We start from the raw sequence: 16,837 nt of genomic DNA, 5'->3' as shown, positions 1-16,837 counted from the left end.
CAGATTCGTCAGCTGGCAGGTATGCGTGGTCTGATGGCGAAGCCAGATGGCTCCATCATCGAAACGCCAATCACCGCGAACTTCCGTGAAGGTCTGAACGTACTCCAGTACTTCATCTCCACGCACGGTGCTCGTAAAGGTCTGGCGGATACCGCACTGAAAACTGCGAACTCCGGTTATCTGACGCGTCGTCTGGTTGACGTTGCACAGGATCTGGTTGTTACCGAAGACGATTGTGGCACCCTCGAAGGTATCACGATGACTCCGGTTATCGAAGGCGGCGACGTTAAAGAACCACTGCGTGATCGCGTATTGGGTCGTGTAACGGCTGAAGACGTGCTGAAACCTGGTACAGCAGATATCCTGGTAGCTCGTAACACCCTGCTGAATGAGCAATGGTGTGACCTGTTAGAAGTTAACTCTGTTGATAGCGTGAAAGTACGTTCCGTTGTAGGTTGCGCAACTGACTTTGGCGTATGTGCACACTGCTATGGTCGTGACCTGGCTCGTGGCCACATCATCAACAAAGGTGAAGCTATCGGGGTTATCGCGGCTCAGTCCATCGGTGAACCAGGTACTCAGCTGACGATGCGTACGTTCCACATCGGTGGTGCTGCATCTCGTTCTGCTGCTGAATCCAGCATTCAGGTTAAGAACAAAGGTAGCATCAAGCTCAGCAACGCGAAGTCTGTTGTGAACTCTGCCGGTAAACTGGTAGTGACTTCTCGTAACACTGAACTGAAACTGATCGACGAATTTGGTCGTACTAAAGAGAGCTATAAAGTTCCTTACGGTGCGGTAATGGGCAAAGGTGATGGCGAGCAGATTGCAGCGGGCGAGACCGTAGCAAACTGGGATCCGCACACCATGCCAGTCGTTTCCGAAGTAAGTGGTTTCATCCGCTTTACTGACATGGTCGACGGCCAGTCCATTACTCGTCAGACCGACGAACTGACAGGTCTTTCATCTCTGGTTGTTCTGGACTCTGCAGAACGTACCACGGGTGGTAAAGACTTGCGTCCAGCACTGAAAATTGTTGATGCCCAGGGCAATGACGTACTGATTCCTGGTACTGATATGTCTGCGCAGTACTTCCTGCCAGGTAAAGCGATTGTTCAGTTGGAAGATGGTACTCAGATTCACTCTGGTGACGCCCTGGCGCGTATTCCTCAGGAATCCAGTGGTACCAAGGACATCACCGGTGGTCTGCCACGCGTTGCTGACCTGTTCGAAGCACGTCGTCCGAAAGAGCCTGCGATCCTTGCTGAAATCAGCGGTATCATCTCATTCGGTAAAGAAACCAAAGGCAAACGCCGTCTGGTTATCTCTCCACTCGACGGCAGCGATGCTTACGAAGAGATGATTCCAAAATGGCGTCAGTTGAACGTGTTCGAAGGCGAACGTGTTGAACGTGGTGACGTTGTTTCCGATGGTCCAGAATCTCCGCATGACATCCTGCGTCTGCGTGGCGTGTATGCTGTGACTCGTTATATCACCAACGAAGTGCAGGAAGTTTATCGTCTGCAAGGCGTTAAGATTAACGATAAACACATCGAAGTCATCGTGCGTCAGATGTTACGTAAAGCAACTATCGTTAGCGCTGGTGGTTCTGACTTCCTGGAAGGTGAGCAGGCTGAATACTCTCGCGTCAAGATCGCTAACCGCGGACTGGAAGCGAACGGCAAGATTAACGTGACCTTCTCACGTGATCTGCTGGGTATCACCAAAGCCTCTCTGGCAACCGAGTCCTTCATCTCCGCGGCATCGTTCCAGGAGACAACTCGTGTGCTTACTGAAGCAGCTGTTGCGGGTAAACGTGACGAACTGCGCGGCCTGAAAGAGAACGTAATTGTGGGTCGTCTGATCCCAGCTGGTACCGGTTATGCGTACCACCAGGATCGTATGCGCCGTCGTGCAGCGGGCGAAGCGCCTGTTGTCCCTCAGGTTACTGCTGAAGATGCGACTGCCAGCCTGGCAGAGCTTCTGAATGCCGGTAGTCTGGGCGGTAACGACAACAATTAATCGTTAGAATCGCTAAAAACAAAAACCGCTCGAAAGAGCGGTTTTTTTATGTCTGAAATACATGAGAAATCAGTTAACTAAAGGCATGCGACGGTACAGTTCAATCATGTCTTCGGCTAAATCCTGAATCACCATCGCATTCATCAGGTGATCTTGCGAATGCACGGTAATCAAGTTAACGGGAAGTTTACCGGTGCCTTCATCTAACCCGATAAGCTGGGTCTGAATTTTGTGTGCATGTTTCACAAACTCACGAGATTCTTCCATCGCTTGTTGAGCTGCTGCGAAATCACCTTTACGTGCCATTTGCAGAGCTGTCAGTGCCTGGCTGCGTGCGCTGCCCGCATTAACCAACAATTCCATGATAATCGTTTCTAAATCTTCCACGTATTATGACTCCATCATTTTCAAAGCTTTTTCCAGTACGACATCACCTTTCATCATGCCGTAATCCATCATGTCGATAACAGCAACGGTTTTACCCATTGGTTCTGCAATCGCCTGGAGTTTTGCGTGTTCGTATTTAACTTGCGGGCCTAGCAGCACAATATCGGCGGTGTCGATATTGTCTTTGAATTCGGCAACCGGCACTGCCTTGATAGAGACTTCAATACCTTTCTTCTGAGCGGCATCCTTCATACGTTGGACCAAAATGCTAGTCGACATACCCGCTGCACAACACAAAACGATATTCTTCATAGATCTGCTCTCAGTGTCCGTTCGATATACAGATAATTATCCGTGACGCCTCGGTACAACAACCGCTTTACGATGATTGTGTGTGAGGTATCACAAAAGAAACTCGTATGAGCTGAAACCGGTTACATATCGCGTTTCCCTCGAGGTTATCTTGACTCACTAAAACGAGGCTCTCCCCAGAAAACTGTCCCAATCCTTCCAGACCGGCTGCAAGCCTGAACGTGTTAAGGCGGCAGCGACTTCCATTGGTGTTCGTCCATCGTGCGGCGCAAACTGTTCAAGCTCGGGATGATTATCGGCATAACCGCCTGGTTGAGTTTTAGAAAATGCGCTGACGTTATTAATAGCGAGCGGAATCATATGGTCACGGAACCAGGGTGATTCGCGCGTAGAAAGCGAAAGCTCCACATCGGGCGACAGCAGACGAAACGCGCATATCACCTGCACCAATTGGCTTTCGGTCATAATTGATGCTGGCTCAACGCCGCCTGTACAGGGACGTAAACGCGGAAATGAAATCGAATAGCGGCTTTGCCAGTAGTTTTTCTGCAGCCACAGCAAGTGCTCAGCCACCATAAAACAGTCGGTACGCCAGCTGTCAGACAGGCCAATCAACGCACCAAGACCGATTTTGTCTATCCCGGCACGACCCAGCCTATCGGGTGTTTCCAGGCGCCAGAAGAAATCCTGTTTGTTGCCGCGTAGATGATGCTGGGCGTATACCACCTGATGGTAGGTTTCCTGATAAACCATGACACCATCCAGCCCGAGCGTTTTCAGTTCGACGTACTCTTGTTCTGCCAGCGGTTGTACTTCCATTTGTAGCGAGCTGAACTGTCGGCGAATTGCAGGAAGATGCTGACGAAAATAGTCCATTCCCACTTTGGTCTGGTGCTCACCGGTCACCAACAGCAAATGCTCAAAGCCCAGTTTGCGAATCGCCTCGCACTCTCGTTCAATCTCTTGCTCATCCAGTGTTTTACGTTTGAGCTTGTTACTCATCGAAAAACCACAGTACGTGCAGTCGTTGGCACATAGATTCGAGAGATAAAGCGGTACGTAAAAACTCACGGTGTTGCCAAAGCGTTGGCGAGTTAATTGCTGGGCCTGCTGCGCGAGGGGGTCGAGATAATGGCTGGCTGCGGGAGAAAGCAGTGCCATAAGGTCATCGCGGGTTATTTTGTGACTGCTCAACGCTCGCTCTACATCAAGTGCTGTCTTGCTGTTGATGCGCAAAGTGATGTCATCCCAGTCCAGTTCGCGCCAGCGGTCAGTGAAGGTTCGGGCCATTACTCGCCCTCCTGACTGAATTGCAGGAACTGTGTTAATGGGCTGGATGCTTGAGCCTGCTGGTGGCGAGCGCCTAAGCCTGACTGAAACGCTAGTGTTCCCGCTTCAACCGCTAGTCGGAATGCCTGCGCCATCTGCACCGGACTACGCGCCACCGCAATGGCTGTGTTAACCAGCACAGCACTAGCGCCCATTTCCAGTGCTTGTGCTGCATGGCTCGGCGCACCGATTCCCGCATCAACCACCACGGGCACTTGGGCCTGGTCGATAATAATTTCCAAAAAAGCGCGGGTCTGTAAGCCCTGATTAGAGCCAATGGGTGCACCGAGTGGCATGACTGCGGCGCATCCTGCTTCTTCAAGTCGTTTGCACAAAACCGGATCGGCACCGCAATAAGGCAAAACAACAAAGCCTAATTTTACGAGTTTCTCTGCTGCTTTTAGTGTTTCAATCGGGTCAGGTAGGAGATAGCGAGCATCCGGATGAATTTCCAGTTTTACCCAGTGAGTACCTAACGCTTCACGCGCCAGTTGCGCGGAAAAAATAGCTTCTTCAGCGTTTTTTGCTCCAGAGGTATTCGGCAGCAGTTGCACGTCAGCCTCGAGAAGAGGAGCGAGAATCGCATCGTTATGATTACGTAAATCGACGCGTTTCATCGCCATGGTGACTAATTGAGAACCCGAGGCGCGAATTGCGTCGACCATGACCTGCGGTGAGGCGAATTTTCCCGTGCCAGTAAACAGGCGCGACGAGAAAGTTTTATCGGCAATTTTTAGCAAGTTAACCCCCAGCAATGGCCTGAAAAAGTAAGATATGGTCGCCATCATTCAGTAAATGCGCTTCCCATTGCTCGCGAGGAACAATGGTGTGGTTGAGAGCAAGTGCTATCCCAGGCTTCATCAGGCACAGTTGCGTGAGCAGATTTGCCAGCGTCAGGTTATCCGGGCATTCCATGGGTTCATCGTTAAACTGAATGTGCATTTTGCCCTCCGCAGACCGGGCATTCTTTGGCCTTTTGCATGGTGAGGGAACGCCAGCTATGTTGGCGGGCATCAAACAGACGTAAAACACCGGTAGCTGGAGCCATCCCGCTAAGCACTTTTATTGCCTCAAGTGCCTGCAAAGTTCCCATCACGCCGACTACTGGGCCAATAATCCCTGCTGTTCGGCAATTACGTTCTGGTTCGTGTTCATCGGGCCAAACACAACGATAACAACCGTTGTCCCAGGGGGGCGTAAGGACCATGAGTTGCCCGCCAAATCCTACCGCGCTGGCGGAAATCAGCGGTTTTCCATGTGCGACGCAGGCGGCGTTGACTGCCTGGCGCGTCGCCATATTGTCGCTACAATCGAGTACCAGATCGACGCGGCTCACGGTGTTAACCAGCAAATTTCCCTCAAGACGTTCACTGATAATTTGCAGGTTAATTTCAGGATTGAGTTGCTGAAGGTGGCGCTGGGCAGCCCGCGACTTAGACTGGTCGAGATCATGCGAGGTAAACAGAATCTGACGTTGTAAATTGCTGAGATGCACAATGTCATCGTCAGCAAGAATCAGTCTGCCGACACCTGCTGCAGCCAGATACAACGCCACTGGGGAGCCTAATCCACCGAGTCCGACAATTAACACTTTGCTGGCGAGTAGCTTTTTCTGCCCTTCGAGTGCGATGTCTTCAAGCAGTAACTGGCGGCTGTAACGCATGAAATCAGTATCATTCATCGCCAACCCCCACCAATGACAGTAACTGTGCGGTAGCCGCTCGCCAGTCAGGAGCCTGAGTAATTGCACTAACCACGGCAACACTTCCCACACCTGTTGCGAGCACTGAAGGAACGCGTTCAATGCTAATCCCACCAATGGCTACGGTGGGGTAATCGCCTAGTGTTTTGATGTGTTTCGCAAGCTGTGTGAGTCCCTGCGGGGAAGATGGCATCAGTTTGGTATTGGTGGGAAAGACATGGCCCAATGCGATGTAAGAAGGGCGCGCCCCGAGGGCGTGCTCCATTTCCATTTTGTCATGCGTAGAAAGTCCGAGGCGTAAACCCGCATCGCGGATGGCATCCAGATTTGCTACATTCATATCTTCCTGGCCCAAATGCACGCCGTAAGCGCGGTGTTTTATCGCAAGCTTCCAGTAATCATTGATAAACAGACGTGCTTCATATCGCCTGCCAAGAGTGATGACAGCGGATATGTCAGCTTCGACCTCTTCATCACGTTTGTCTTTGATGCGCAGTTGAATCGTGCGCACGCCAGCATCCAGCAAGCGGTGAACCCATTCAACGCTATCAACCACCGGATACAAACCCAGACGTTGCGGAACAGGGGGAAATGCGGGCTGGTTCATTACACTTCCTCCTGGCGCAGGTAAATTTCGCCACCTTTCGCGCGGAACGACTGCGACAACTCTTCCATGCCGACTTCAATGGCTTGTTTGGCGGCGAAATCGCGGACTTCTTGAGAGATTTTCATTGAGCAGAATTTTGGCCCGCACATCGAGCAGAAATGCGCGACTTTGCCGGATTCCTGCGGCAGCGTTTCATCGTGATAGGCACGAGCAGTGAAGGGGTCGAGCGCCAGGTTAAATTGATCTTCCCAACGGAACTCGAAGCGCGCTTTTGACATGGCGTTATCGCGGATTTGTGCACCAGGGTGGCCCTTAGCCAGGTCTGCGGCATGAGCCGCAATTTTGTAGGTAATCAGCCCCTGTTTCACATCTTCTTTATTTGGCAGGCCGAGGTGCTCTTTTGGCGTGACGTAACAGAGCATTGCGCAGCCAAACCAGCCGATCATTGCCGCGCCAATTCCCGAAGTGAAATGGTCGTAACCCGGTGCGATATCGGTAGTGAGCGGGCCGAGGGTATAAAACGGTGCTTCGTGGCAGTGCTCAAGTTCTTCAGTCATATTGCGACGAATCATCTGCATCGGCACATGTCCCGGGCCTTCGATCATCACTTGTACGTCGTATTCCCAGGCAATTTTGGTCAACTCACCCAGCGTATGCAGTTCAGAGAATTGCGCTTCATCGTTAGCATCCTGAATGGAACCAGGGCGTAGGCCATCGCCTAAAGAGAGTGAAACGTCGTAGGCCGCGCAGATTTCACATATTTCGCGGAAATGTTCGTAGAGGAAGTTTTCCTGATGATGCGACAGGCACCATTTCGCCATAATTGAGCCACCGCGCGAGACAATTCCGGTGAGGCGTTTCGCGGTCATCGGCACATAACGCAGTAACACGCCGGCATGAATGGTGAAGTAGTCTACACCTTGCTCGGCTTGTTCCAGCAGTGTGTCGCGGAACATTTCCCAGGTCAGGTCTTCGGCGATACCGTTTACTTTTTCCAGTGCCTGATAGATGGGTACTGTGCCAATCGGCACTGGGCTGTTACGCAAAATCCATTCGCGGGTTTCGTGGATATAGCGCCCCGTGGAAAGGTCCATTACCGTGTCTGCACCCCAGCGCGTTGACCAGACCAGTTTTTCTACTTCTTCTTCAATGGAGGAAGTGACCGCCGAGTTACCGATATTGGCGTTTACTTTGACGAGGAAATTACGCCCGATAATCATCGGTTCGGATTCCGGATGGTTAATGTTGGCGGGGATAATCGCGCGTCCCGCCGCGACTTCGTCACGCACAAATTCAGCGGTGATATTCTCAGGCAAGCGAGCGCCGAAACTTTGCCCCGCATGCTGGTGGCGTAACACTTCATCACGGATTCTCTCGCGTCCCATATTTTCACGGATCGCAATGAACTCCATTTCTGGCGTCACTATCCCTTTACGTGCGTAGTGCAGTTGCGTGACCGTTTTCCCCATCCTGGCGCGCTTAGGTGTGAGTTGTGTTTCAAAACGCAATTCATCCAGGCCATCATCGTCAAGGCGTTCTTTGGTGTAGGCAGAACTGCGGTCAGCGAGGGTTTTGCAGTCATCACGCTCGGCAATCCAGTTGGCGCGGAGGGGGGAAAGCCCGCGCAGTACGTCAATTCTGACAGCCGGATCGCCATAGGCACCAGAGGTGTCATAAACGGGGATGGCGTCGTTAGGTGTAAATTGTGGATTGTCTTTGCTACCGGTGGCGGTTGGGCTCAATTGGATTTCGCGCATTGGCACGCGGATATCCTCGCGAGAGCCGGTGAGATAAATACGCTGAGAGTTGGGGAAAGCGGTGCCTTCCAGGGTATTGATAAAATGCTGGGCTGCGGCGCGCTGCTCGCGGCGGTTTGGTTTTTTTTCAGTAGTAGACATAGCTCATTCCAGTTGTTATCAGGAAGTGGCTTGTCAGAACAACGGAGGAGTAATGAATGTGAGCCGCCCGCGCACGGGTGAACCCAAAAGCAGAATTACTCTTGTTCCCTTCGCAGGTATTAGCCTGATCAGGTTCCGCGGATCCCGAATTAACGGTCTCAGCCGGTGCTTACGCACTCGGCACTCCGACAAGAAGATCTCCTGCATCTTTCAGGCCCCAGCGGCAAGAGTTGCCTGGCTGAGACCTGAATGATTCAGGAAAGATGTAACCTACTCGTTAACAGCGCAGAACTCAAGCGGGGCGTGCAATGCCATCAGTATCACGAGCGCTGTCATTTAAATCGTGGTCGTACGCCAACAAAATGAGTTTATCTTCCAGTGAAAAACGTGACTCCAGCGCTTCACCGATACCGGATAACGCGTTCTGGAACTCAATATAGTTGTCATCATCGATTGCACTTTCTAGATGCGAATCGTAGAAATTCATGATTTTCTGGGTGTTGGCTTCAAGCTGTGAGTAAAGGTGAGTAGCGGCTAAATGTGGGCTACTGCCTTCCATTTCACTGATAATACGTTCATAAATATTGAAATGGCCGGATGAAAGATAATCCACCAGGTTGTGGCAAAAATTATCCAGAGCCTTTTCATCGAGCGCAGTATGGGATTCCTTGTTAGGTTTGATCCCAACCATATTGTAATAAGCCACCAATAAATGTTTGCGGGCATGGAGCCATTGGTCGATTAACTCATTACTACCACCAACGCGCTCAGTCAGACTCTCTAACTGGTTAAGCATGATTGACTCCGTGAGTTATATACTCGTCATACTTCGAAATACAGGCATCAGTCCTGCGACTCGGAAGGTTGAGAGTAAAATGTAATGCAAACTTACCAAAATTGTAGTGACCATTTGTTTATACCAGCGAACTCGGGGATGTGCACCAGGTTATGGAACGTGTAATTCAAAAGTTAGATCATGGCTGGTTTATCGTCAGTCATGAGCAAAAATTGTGGTTGCCAAAAGGTGAGCTGCCTCACGGAGTGGCACAAGATTTTCAACTCGATGGCGCCGTGGGGATGCCTATCGGCGACTGGGAAAATGAACCGGTATGGCTTGTGCGACAAAATCGCCGAGTGGATATGGGCTCCGTGCGCCAGGTCATCGACCAGGATGTGGGTTTGTTCCAGCTTGCCGGTCGCGGTGTGCAATTAGCTGAGTTTTATCGCTCGCACAAATTCTGCGGTTACTGCGGGCATGAAATGCACGTCAGCAAAACCGAATGGGCGATGTTGTGTGGCCACTGCCGCGAACGTTACTACCCACAAATCTCACCGTGCATCATTGTGGCGATTCGCCGTGACGACCATATCCTGCTTGCCCAACATACGCGCCATCGCAACGGGATTTACACCGTACTGGCGGGGTTTGTCGAAGTAGGGGAAACCCTCGAACAAGCGGTGGCACGGGAAGTCATGGAAGAGAGCAGTATTTGCGTGAAAAACTTGCGCTATGTGACTTCGCAGCCCTGGCCGTTCCCGCAATCACTGATGACCGCATTCATGGCTGAATACCACAGTGGTGAGATTCAAATCGACCCGAAAGAGTTACTCGATGCGGGTTGGTATCGCTACGACCAATTGCCGTTATTGCCGCCACCTGGCACCGTTGCGCGCCGTTTGATTGAAGACACTGTCGCCCTGTGTCGAGCAGAGTATGAATGATAAACTGGCGTGATACAGCCAAAGGATATTAAAAATGACTGAACTGAAGAACGACCGTTACCTGCGGGCGCTACAACGCCAACCTGTAGATACCACGCCAGTATGGATGATGAGGCAGGCAGGTCGTTACTTGCCAGAATACAAAGCGACGCGTGCGCAGGCCGGTGATTTTATGTCACTGTGCAAGAATGCGGAGTTGGCTTGCGAGGTGACTCTGCAACCGCTGCGCCGCTACCCGCTGGATGCGGCGATTCTCTTCTCCGACATTCTTACCGTTCCAGACGCGATGGGCCTGGGTCTTTATTTTGAAGCCGGTGAGGGCCCACGTTTTCGCTCGCCGATTACCAGCCGTGCCGATGTAGAAAAGCTGCCAATTCCTGATCCGGAAGATGAACTGGGTTATGTGATGAATGCGGTGCGCACCATTCGCCGTGAATTAAAAGGCGAAGTGCCGCTGATTGGTTTTACCGGCAGCCCGTGGACGCTGGCGACTTACATGGTCGAAGGTGGCAGTAGCAAAGCGTTTACTGTTATCAAAAAGATGATGTATGCCGATCCTCAAGCGCTGCATCTGTTGCTCGATAAGCTGGCGCAAAGCGTCACGCTATATCTGAATGCACAAATCAAAGCGGGCGCGCAATCGGTCATGATTTTTGATACCTGGGGCGGTGTGCTGACCGGGCGTGATTATCAGCAATTCTCGCTCTACTACATGCATAAAATTATCGATGGCCTGCTGCGTGAAAATGAAGGCCGTCGTGTCCCGGTGACCATGTTTACCAAAGGTGGTGGGCAGTGGCTGGAAGCAATGGCTGAAACGGGTTGTGATGCGCTGGGACTAGACTGGACAACCGACATTGCCGACGCTCGCCGTCGTGTGGGCCATAAAGTTGCACTCCAGGGCAATATGGACCCGTCTATGTTATATGCACAGCCTGCGCGCATCGAAGAAGAAGTGGCAACCATTCTGGCCGGATTTGGCAAAGGGGAAGGCCACGTATTTAACCTCGGCCATGGTATTCACCAGGATGTTCCGCCAGAACATGCGGGTGCGTTTGTGGAAGCGGTACATCGTTTATCGAAACCGTATCACCAATAGCCGTATTTTCAGTAAAGAACGGGAGAGGGAATGGATCTGGCCAGTCTACGTGAACAGCAGATCGAATTGGCTTCGCAGGTCTGCCGCGAGGATCGCTTTGATCAAAATCCTCCCCGGTTAATCGCCGGGGCTGACGTGGGTTTTGAGCAGGGTGGCGACGTTACGCGTGCCGCCATCGTATTGCTGGCGTATCCTTCCCTCGAATTAGTTGAATATCAGGTGGCACGTGTCGCCACTACCATGCCTTATATCCCCGGGTTTCTTTCCTTTCGCGAATATCCCGCGCTGTTAGCTGCATGGGAATTGTTGTCGCAAAAACCTGATTTGTTGTTCGTAGACGGCCACGGTATTTCGCATCCACGTCGTCTGGGTGTTGCCAGTCATTTTGGCTTGCTGGTGGACGTACCAACGATTGGCGTTGCCAAAAAACGGCTGTGTGGGCGATTTGACCCTTTGTCTGAAGAACCCGGTGCCTGCCAATTGCTGATTGATAAAGGTGAACCTCTTGCTTCGGTGCTACGTAGCAAGAAGCGCTGTAACCCGTTATTTATCTCGACAGGTCATCGTGTGAGTCTGGATAGCGCATTGCTATGGGTCAATCGCTGTCTGAGAGGCTACCGTTTACCGGAACCGACTCGCTGGGCAGATGCCGTGGCTTCGGGTCGTCCGGCTTTCACTCGGTGGCAAGCAATTCAAGGGTGATTAAGGTAAACTGCCACTAATATTCCGTCTTTGAGACATCGCTATGTTACAAAACCCAATCCATCTGCGCATGGAGAAACTGGAAAGCTGGCAGCATGTCACTTTCATGGCTTCTCTATGCGAACGTATGTACCCGAATTACGCCATGTTCTGCCAGCAGACTGAATTTGGTGATCCTCAACTGTATCGCCGTATTCTCGATTTGATTTGGGAAACATTGACGGTCAAAGATGCCAAAGTTAACTTTGATAGCCAACTCGAGAAATTCGAAGAAGGCATCCCTGCTGCTGACGACTACGATATTTACGGCGTCTACCCAGCTATCGATGCTTGCGTTGCATTGAGCGAATTACTTCATTCACGTCTTTCAGGGGAAACTCTGGAGCATGCTATTGAAGTCAGCATGGCATCCATTACGACAGTTGCCATGTTAGAAATGACTCAAGCTGGCCGCGAAATGACCGATGAAGAGCTAAGAGAAAACCCTGCTGTTGAAGAAGAATGGGATATTCAGTGGGAGATTTTTCGACTGTTGGCGGACTGTGAAGAACGCGACATTGAGTTGATCAAAGGGCTCCGTGCGGACTTGCGCGAGGCGGGCAGCAGCAATATTGGTATAATTTTTCAGCAGTAAGACAGTAAAACGTGACTTACTGTCCGAATTGTCACCCTTGAAGGCTTCCAATTAGCCCCCCGTCTGGTCTACATTTGTGGGGCGAAAAATAGTGGCTATCGGTGCGTGTATGCAGGAGAGTGCTTTTTTGGCATTTCCGTCGCACTCGATGCTTAGCAAGCGATAAACACATTGTAAGGATAACTTATGAACAAGACTCAACTGATTGATGTAATTGCTGACAAGGCTGACCTGTCCAAAGTACAGGCTAAAGCGGCTCTGGAATCCACTCTGGCTGCAATTACTGAGTCTCTGAAAGAAGGTGATGCTGTACAACTGGTTGGTTTCGGTACCTTCAAGGTAAACCACCGTGCTGAGCGCACTGGCCGCAACCCACAGACCGGTAATGAAATCAAAATCGCCGCAGCTAACGTGCCGGCATTTGTTTCAGGCAAAGCACTGAAAGACGCTGTTAAGTAATTTAACCAGTGTCAGTGAACAGTTTTAGCAGGGGGGCGTTTTCGCCCCTTTTGTTTGTCTGGCGTCCTCTGGCCGTTCTGACAGGCACATTGCTGTTAATGGCATGCAGCAGCAAGCCTCCTCTCCCGCCATTTACAGCGAGCGGCTATATTGCTGATCAAGGTGTTGTGCGCATTTGGCGTAAAGACAACAGTGATGACGGCACTATTCGCATGCTTACGGCATTCAGCCCGAGGCAGACGGGTGCAACGACCACAAGTGATTACCGGTGGCTGGGTGAGCAACTCATTTCTATTGAAATGACAATTTTGAGTGAATCGTCAGAGCACATCAAAGTGCGTTTTGATGATTACGGCGAACTGAGCTTTATGCAACGCGAAGTAGGCGGTCAAAAACAGCAACTCTCCAATGACCAAATCGCCTTGTATCAATATCAGGCGAGCCAGATGAAAGCCACAAGCGAAGCATTGCGTATTGGGCGTGTTGTTTTGCGACAAGGGCGTTGGCACAACAATGGTACAGTGACGACCTGCGAAGGCGAGACTTTCGAACCTAAACTCGACAGCGTGGCGCTAAGCCATATTGCGAATCGACAACAACACTCATCGATGGATGTCGGTATCGCCTGGCTGGAAGCTCCTGAAGGTTCACAGCTGTTACTGGTAGCGAACCAGGACTTCTGTAGTTGGCAACCGAAGCCTGCGACATTCAGATAAAAAAACCGCCACGAGGGCGGTTTTTAAGAAAACTTCGGTTATTACTTCGCGTTTTCACGCTCAATGGCGCGATAGCCAATATCTGAGCGGCTAAAACTGCCATCCCAGTGGATATCCTTCATTAGCTCATAAGCACGCTGCTGCGCAAGTGCTACGGTATCGCCTAATGCGGTCACACATAACACGCGCCCGCCATTTGTCACCACCATATCGTCTTCACGCAGACGGGTTCCGGCGTGGAACACTTTGCCATCCGCCACTTCTTCCAGCGGTAGGCCGTGAATGACATCACCATTACGATAATCCGCAGGATAACCCCCAGCCGCCATGACTACACCCAGCGATGGACGCTCGTCCCACTTTGAGGTGGTCTCATTGAGCTTACCGTCACAGGCGGCGAGGCACATTTCAACCAGGTCAGATTGCAGACGCAACATAATAGGTTGGGTTTCCGGATCACCGAAGCGGCAGTTAAATTCGATAACTTTTGGATTGCCTTGCTTATCGATCATCAACCCGGCATACAGGAAACCCGTGTAAGTATTCCCTTCTGCCGCCATACCGCGCACGGTTGGCCAGATAACCAAATCCATTGCGCGCTGGTGGACTTCATCAGTGACAACGGGAGCAGGAGAGTACGCACCCATTCCACCCGTGTTCGGGCCGCTATCGCCATCCCCAACACGTTTATGGTCCTGGCTGGTGGCCATTGGCAACACATTCTCACCGTCGACCATGACGATGAAGCTAGCTTCTTCGCCATCAAGAAACTCTTCCACCACGATGCGATGACCGGCGTCGCCAAAGGCGTTACCCGCCAGCATATCGTTTACTGCGGCTTCCGCTTCTTCAAGCGTCATCGCAACAATCACGCCTTTACCTGCGGCCAGGCCATCGGCCTTAATCACAATCGGTGCGCCTTTTTCGCGCACGTAAGCTAGCGCAGGCTCAACTTCGGTGAAGTTTTGGTACTCACCGGTCGGGATTTTATGGCGAGCCAGGAAATCCTTAGTGAAGGCTTTAGAGCCTTCTAATTGTGCAGCACCCTGAGTTGGGCCAAAGATTTTCAGACCTGCCGCGCGGAACGCATCCACTACGCCAATCACCAGTGGTGCTTCTGGGCCAACAATCGTCAGATCGATTTTTTCATTTTGCGCAAAGCTTAACAGGGCTGGGATATCAGTTGGGTTAATCGCCACGTTCTGCAAAGCGGGTTCCAGCGCTGTACCGGCATTGCCTGGTGCGACAAATACAGTGCGTACTAATGGTGACTGCGACGCTTTCCAGGCCAGCGCGTGTTCGCGCCCGCCATTACCAATCACTAATACTTTCATTTATAGACGCTCCAGAATTAATGGCGGAAGTGGCGCATGTCAGTAAAGATCATTGCGATCCCATGTTCGTCAGCCGCGGCGATCACTTCGTCATCGCGGATTGAACCACCAGGCTGGATTACACAACTCACGCCAACTGCTGCTGCGGCATCGATACCATCGCGGAACGGGAAGAACGCATCGGATGCCATCGCGGAGCCTTTCACTTCCAGGCCTTCATCGCTTGCTTTAATACCGGCAATTTTTGCGGAGTAAACGCGGCTCATCTGACCGGCACCTATACCAATAGTCATATTCTCACGGGCATAGACGATAGCATTGGACTTGACGAACTTCGCGACTTTCCAGCAGAACAGCGCATCACGCAGTTCTTGCTCGGAAGGTTGACGCTTGCTGACTACGCGCAGGTCGGATGCGGTTACCATCCCCAGGTCGCGGTCTTGTACCAACAGGCCGCCATTTACACGTTTGAAATCCAGACCTGAAACGCGCTGTTGCCACTGGCCGCAAGTCAGTACGCGAACGTTTTGTTTCGCAGCGGTAATCTTCAGAGCTTCTTCACTTGCTGAAGGGGCAATAATCACTTCTACAAACTGGCGGGAGATAATGGCCTGAGCTGTTTCGGCATCCAGTTCACGGTTAAACGCGATGATGCCGCCGAATGCGGAAGTTGGGTCGGTTTTGTAAGCGCGATCGTAAGCATCTAATAAGGAATCGCTGACAGCTACACCGCAAGGGTTAGCATGCTTCACGATAACGCAGGCAGGCTCGCTAAACTCTTTTACACATTCCAGCGCTGCATCGGTATCAGCAATGTTGTTATAAGAAAGCGCTTTGCCCTGAACTTGAGTTGCGGTAGCGACGGATGCTTCTTTAATTTCTTCTTCTATATAGAAGGCTGCTTGCTGGTGGCTGTTTTCACCGTAACGCATATCCTGCTTCTTAATGAAGTTCAGGTTTAGCGTGCGAGGGAAACGACCGGAAGGCTCTTTGCTCTCACCATGATAAGCAGGAACCAGGCTACCAAAGTAGTTGGCGATCATGCTGTCGTAAGCGGCGGTGTGCTCGAAAGCTTTAATCGCCAGATCGAAACGGGTCTCTAAAGTGAGGGAGCCTTCATTACTATCCAGCTCGGCGATAATCGCCTGGTAGTCGCTACTCTTTACTACGATTGCCACATCTTTATGGTTCTTCGCAGCGGAGCGCACCATGGTCGGGCCGCCGATATCAATATTCTCTACCGCATCTTCCAGAGAGCAGCCTTCACGGGCAACAGTCTGAGCAAATGGATAGAGATTGACGACAACCATATCAATTGGAGAGATGGCGTGTTGTTCCATGATGGCATCATCTTGGCCGCGACGACCCAGAATGCCGCCGTGGACTTTTGGATGCAGGGTTTTGACGCGTCCATCCATCATCTCCGGGAAACCGGTGTAGTCAGAGACTTCGGTTACCGGCAGGCCAGCATCAGCCAGCAGACGAGCGGTTCCGCCTGTAGAAAGCAACGCTACACCACGTTGGGATAGCGCCTGGGCGAATTCGACGATACCGGCTTTGTCAGAAACACTGAGCAGAGCGCGGCGTACAGGACGACGTTGTTGCATGGTTTGATCCCTTAGCTTTGGTTCGCATATAGAAGAGCGTTAGCTGAATTTTAGTTATTTCCCCTAAAACTCAGCTAACGCCCCAAAACGGGGCGTCCTTTTAATGCGGGTGCATTGTAGCGAAAACGTTTGCGTCGCGCTCGCAAAATTTGGGTTCTTATCACTATTGTGGATAACTTTGTGTACAACTGCGTATAAGGCGGGGTTTTGCTGGGGATTGCAGCAGTCAGTCAAATTTGTGCAAATCTGGGGTTGCAGCCTCGGCAGAACTCCCTATAATGCGCCTCCATCGACACGGAACATGTGA

The 16,837-nt window shown here is 51.4% G+C and carries 17 protein-coding genes, 1 pseudogene and 1 riboswitch; of the genes and pseudogenes, 7 read left to right on the top strand and 11 right to left on the bottom strand.

What is annotated here, in order from left to right; genetic code table 11:
- A pseudogene (locus tag VJY99_RS04860) lies at positions 1-2,022 on the top strand (DNA-directed RNA polymerase subunit beta'); the annotation flags it as partial.
- Between the two features lie 69 nt (positions 2,023-2,091).
- Here the strand turns inward: VJY99_RS04860 and VJY99_RS04855 are convergent.
- From VJY99_RS04855 to rsd, 9 genes are all read right to left on the bottom strand, one after another.
- Complete coding sequence (locus tag VJY99_RS04855; protein ID WP_324116849.1) at positions 2,092-2,409, bottom strand: PTS lactose/cellobiose transporter subunit IIA; 318 nt, start codon at positions 2,407-2,409, stop codon at positions 2,092-2,094.
- Between the two features lie 3 nt (positions 2,410-2,412).
- Positions 2,413-2,721, bottom strand: coding sequence for a PTS sugar transporter subunit IIB (locus VJY99_RS04850; protein WP_034461506.1), 309 nt, complete (start codon positions 2,719-2,721; stop codon positions 2,413-2,415).
- 159 nt (positions 2,722-2,880) lie between these two features.
- A complete protein-coding gene (thiH, locus tag VJY99_RS04845) occupies positions 2,881-4,011 on the bottom strand; it encodes a 2-iminoacetate synthase ThiH (protein ID WP_324116846.1) in 1,131 nt (376 codons plus the stop codon).
- Entirely contained in the window at positions 4,011-4,790 is a 780-nt protein-coding gene (thiG, locus tag VJY99_RS04840; protein WP_324116844.1) for a thiazole synthase, read from the bottom strand. Before thiG ends, thiH begins: the two co-directional genes overlap by 1 nt.
- Before the next feature lies 1 nt (position 4,791).
- Positions 4,792-4,992 (bottom strand): sulfur carrier protein ThiS, encoded by a 201-nt coding sequence (thiS, locus tag VJY99_RS04835; RefSeq protein WP_324116842.1) that lies wholly within the window; start codon positions 4,990-4,992, stop codon positions 4,792-4,794.
- Positions 4,976-5,731, bottom strand: a complete 756-nt coding sequence (locus VJY99_RS04830; protein WP_324116840.1) for a HesA/MoeB/ThiF family protein — start codon at positions 5,729-5,731, stop codon at positions 4,976-4,978. The genes thiS and VJY99_RS04830 overlap by 17 nt, the downstream gene beginning before the upstream one ends.
- Complete coding sequence (gene thiE / locus VJY99_RS04825; RefSeq protein ID WP_324116838.1) at positions 5,724-6,359, bottom strand: thiamine phosphate synthase; 636 nt, start codon at positions 6,357-6,359, stop codon at positions 5,724-5,726. Before thiE ends, VJY99_RS04830 begins: the two co-directional genes overlap by 8 nt.
- Positions 6,359-8,257 (bottom strand): phosphomethylpyrimidine synthase ThiC, encoded by a 1,899-nt coding sequence (thiC, locus tag VJY99_RS04820; RefSeq protein ID WP_324116837.1) that lies wholly within the window; start codon positions 8,255-8,257, stop codon positions 6,359-6,361. The genes thiE and thiC overlap by 1 nt, the downstream gene beginning before the upstream one ends.
- 88 nt (positions 8,258-8,345) lie before the next feature.
- Positions 8,346-8,455: riboswitch (TPP riboswitch) on the bottom strand.
- Between the two features lie 94 nt (positions 8,456-8,549).
- Positions 8,550-9,053 (bottom strand): sigma D regulator, encoded by a 504-nt coding sequence (gene rsd / locus VJY99_RS04815; protein WP_324116835.1) that lies wholly within the window; start codon positions 9,051-9,053, stop codon positions 8,550-8,552.
- A gap of 152 nt (positions 9,054-9,205) precedes the next feature.
- Here rsd and nudC point away from each other — a divergent pair, with 152 nt between their 5' ends.
- The 6 genes from nudC (at position 9,206) to VJY99_RS04785 (ending at position 13,589) form a co-directional block, all read left to right on the top strand.
- The gene (gene nudC / locus VJY99_RS04810; RefSeq protein ID WP_324116833.1) at positions 9,206-9,979 is read left to right on the top strand and encodes an NAD(+) diphosphatase; all 774 of its coding nucleotides are present in this window, start codon (positions 9,206-9,208) and stop codon (positions 9,977-9,979) included.
- 34 nt (positions 9,980-10,013) lie between these two features.
- A complete protein-coding gene (gene hemE, locus VJY99_RS04805; protein WP_324116831.1) occupies positions 10,014-11,078 on the top strand; it encodes a uroporphyrinogen decarboxylase in 1,065 nt (354 codons plus the stop codon).
- A gap of 30 nt (positions 11,079-11,108) precedes the next feature.
- Positions 11,109-11,780 carry a deoxyribonuclease V gene (gene nfi, locus VJY99_RS04800; protein ID WP_324116829.1) on the top strand — a complete coding sequence of 224 codons (672 nt, stop codon included), beginning with the start codon at positions 11,109-11,111 and terminating at the stop codon, positions 11,778-11,780.
- 43 nt (positions 11,781-11,823) lie between these two features.
- Entirely contained in the window at positions 11,824-12,414 is a 591-nt protein-coding gene (locus tag VJY99_RS04795) for a YjaG family protein (protein ID WP_324116827.1), read from the top strand.
- Between the two features lie 186 nt (positions 12,415-12,600).
- Positions 12,601-12,873, top strand: coding sequence for a nucleoid-associated protein HU-alpha (gene hupA / locus VJY99_RS04790; protein ID WP_032615913.1), 273 nt, complete (start codon positions 12,601-12,603; stop codon positions 12,871-12,873).
- Between the two features lie 14 nt (positions 12,874-12,887).
- A complete protein-coding gene (locus VJY99_RS04785; RefSeq protein ID WP_324116819.1) occupies positions 12,888-13,589 on the top strand; it encodes a DUF1481 domain-containing protein in 702 nt (233 codons plus the stop codon).
- A 41-nt stretch (positions 13,590-13,630) separates the two neighbouring features.
- Here the strand turns inward: VJY99_RS04785 and purD are convergent, their stop codons facing one another.
- Both purD and purH read right to left on the bottom strand, forming a co-directional pair.
- Positions 13,631-14,923, bottom strand: coding sequence for a phosphoribosylamine--glycine ligase (gene purD, locus VJY99_RS04780; protein WP_324116816.1), 1,293 nt, complete (start codon positions 14,921-14,923; stop codon positions 13,631-13,633).
- Positions 14,924-14,940: 17 nt separating this feature from the next.
- Entirely contained in the window at positions 14,941-16,530 is a 1,590-nt protein-coding gene (gene purH / locus VJY99_RS04775; RefSeq protein WP_324116814.1) for a bifunctional phosphoribosylaminoimidazolecarboxamide formyltransferase/IMP cyclohydrolase, read from the bottom strand.
- Positions 16,531-16,837 lie beyond the last annotated feature (307 nt).

Origin of the sequence: Buttiauxella sp. (genome assembly GCF_035271705.1) — a bacterium.
Taxonomy (GTDB): domain Bacteria; phylum Pseudomonadota; class Gammaproteobacteria; order Enterobacterales; family Enterobacteriaceae; genus Buttiauxella.
Note: the sequence above shows the minus strand (reverse complement) of the source record. Positions and strands in the feature narration are given on the sequence as shown.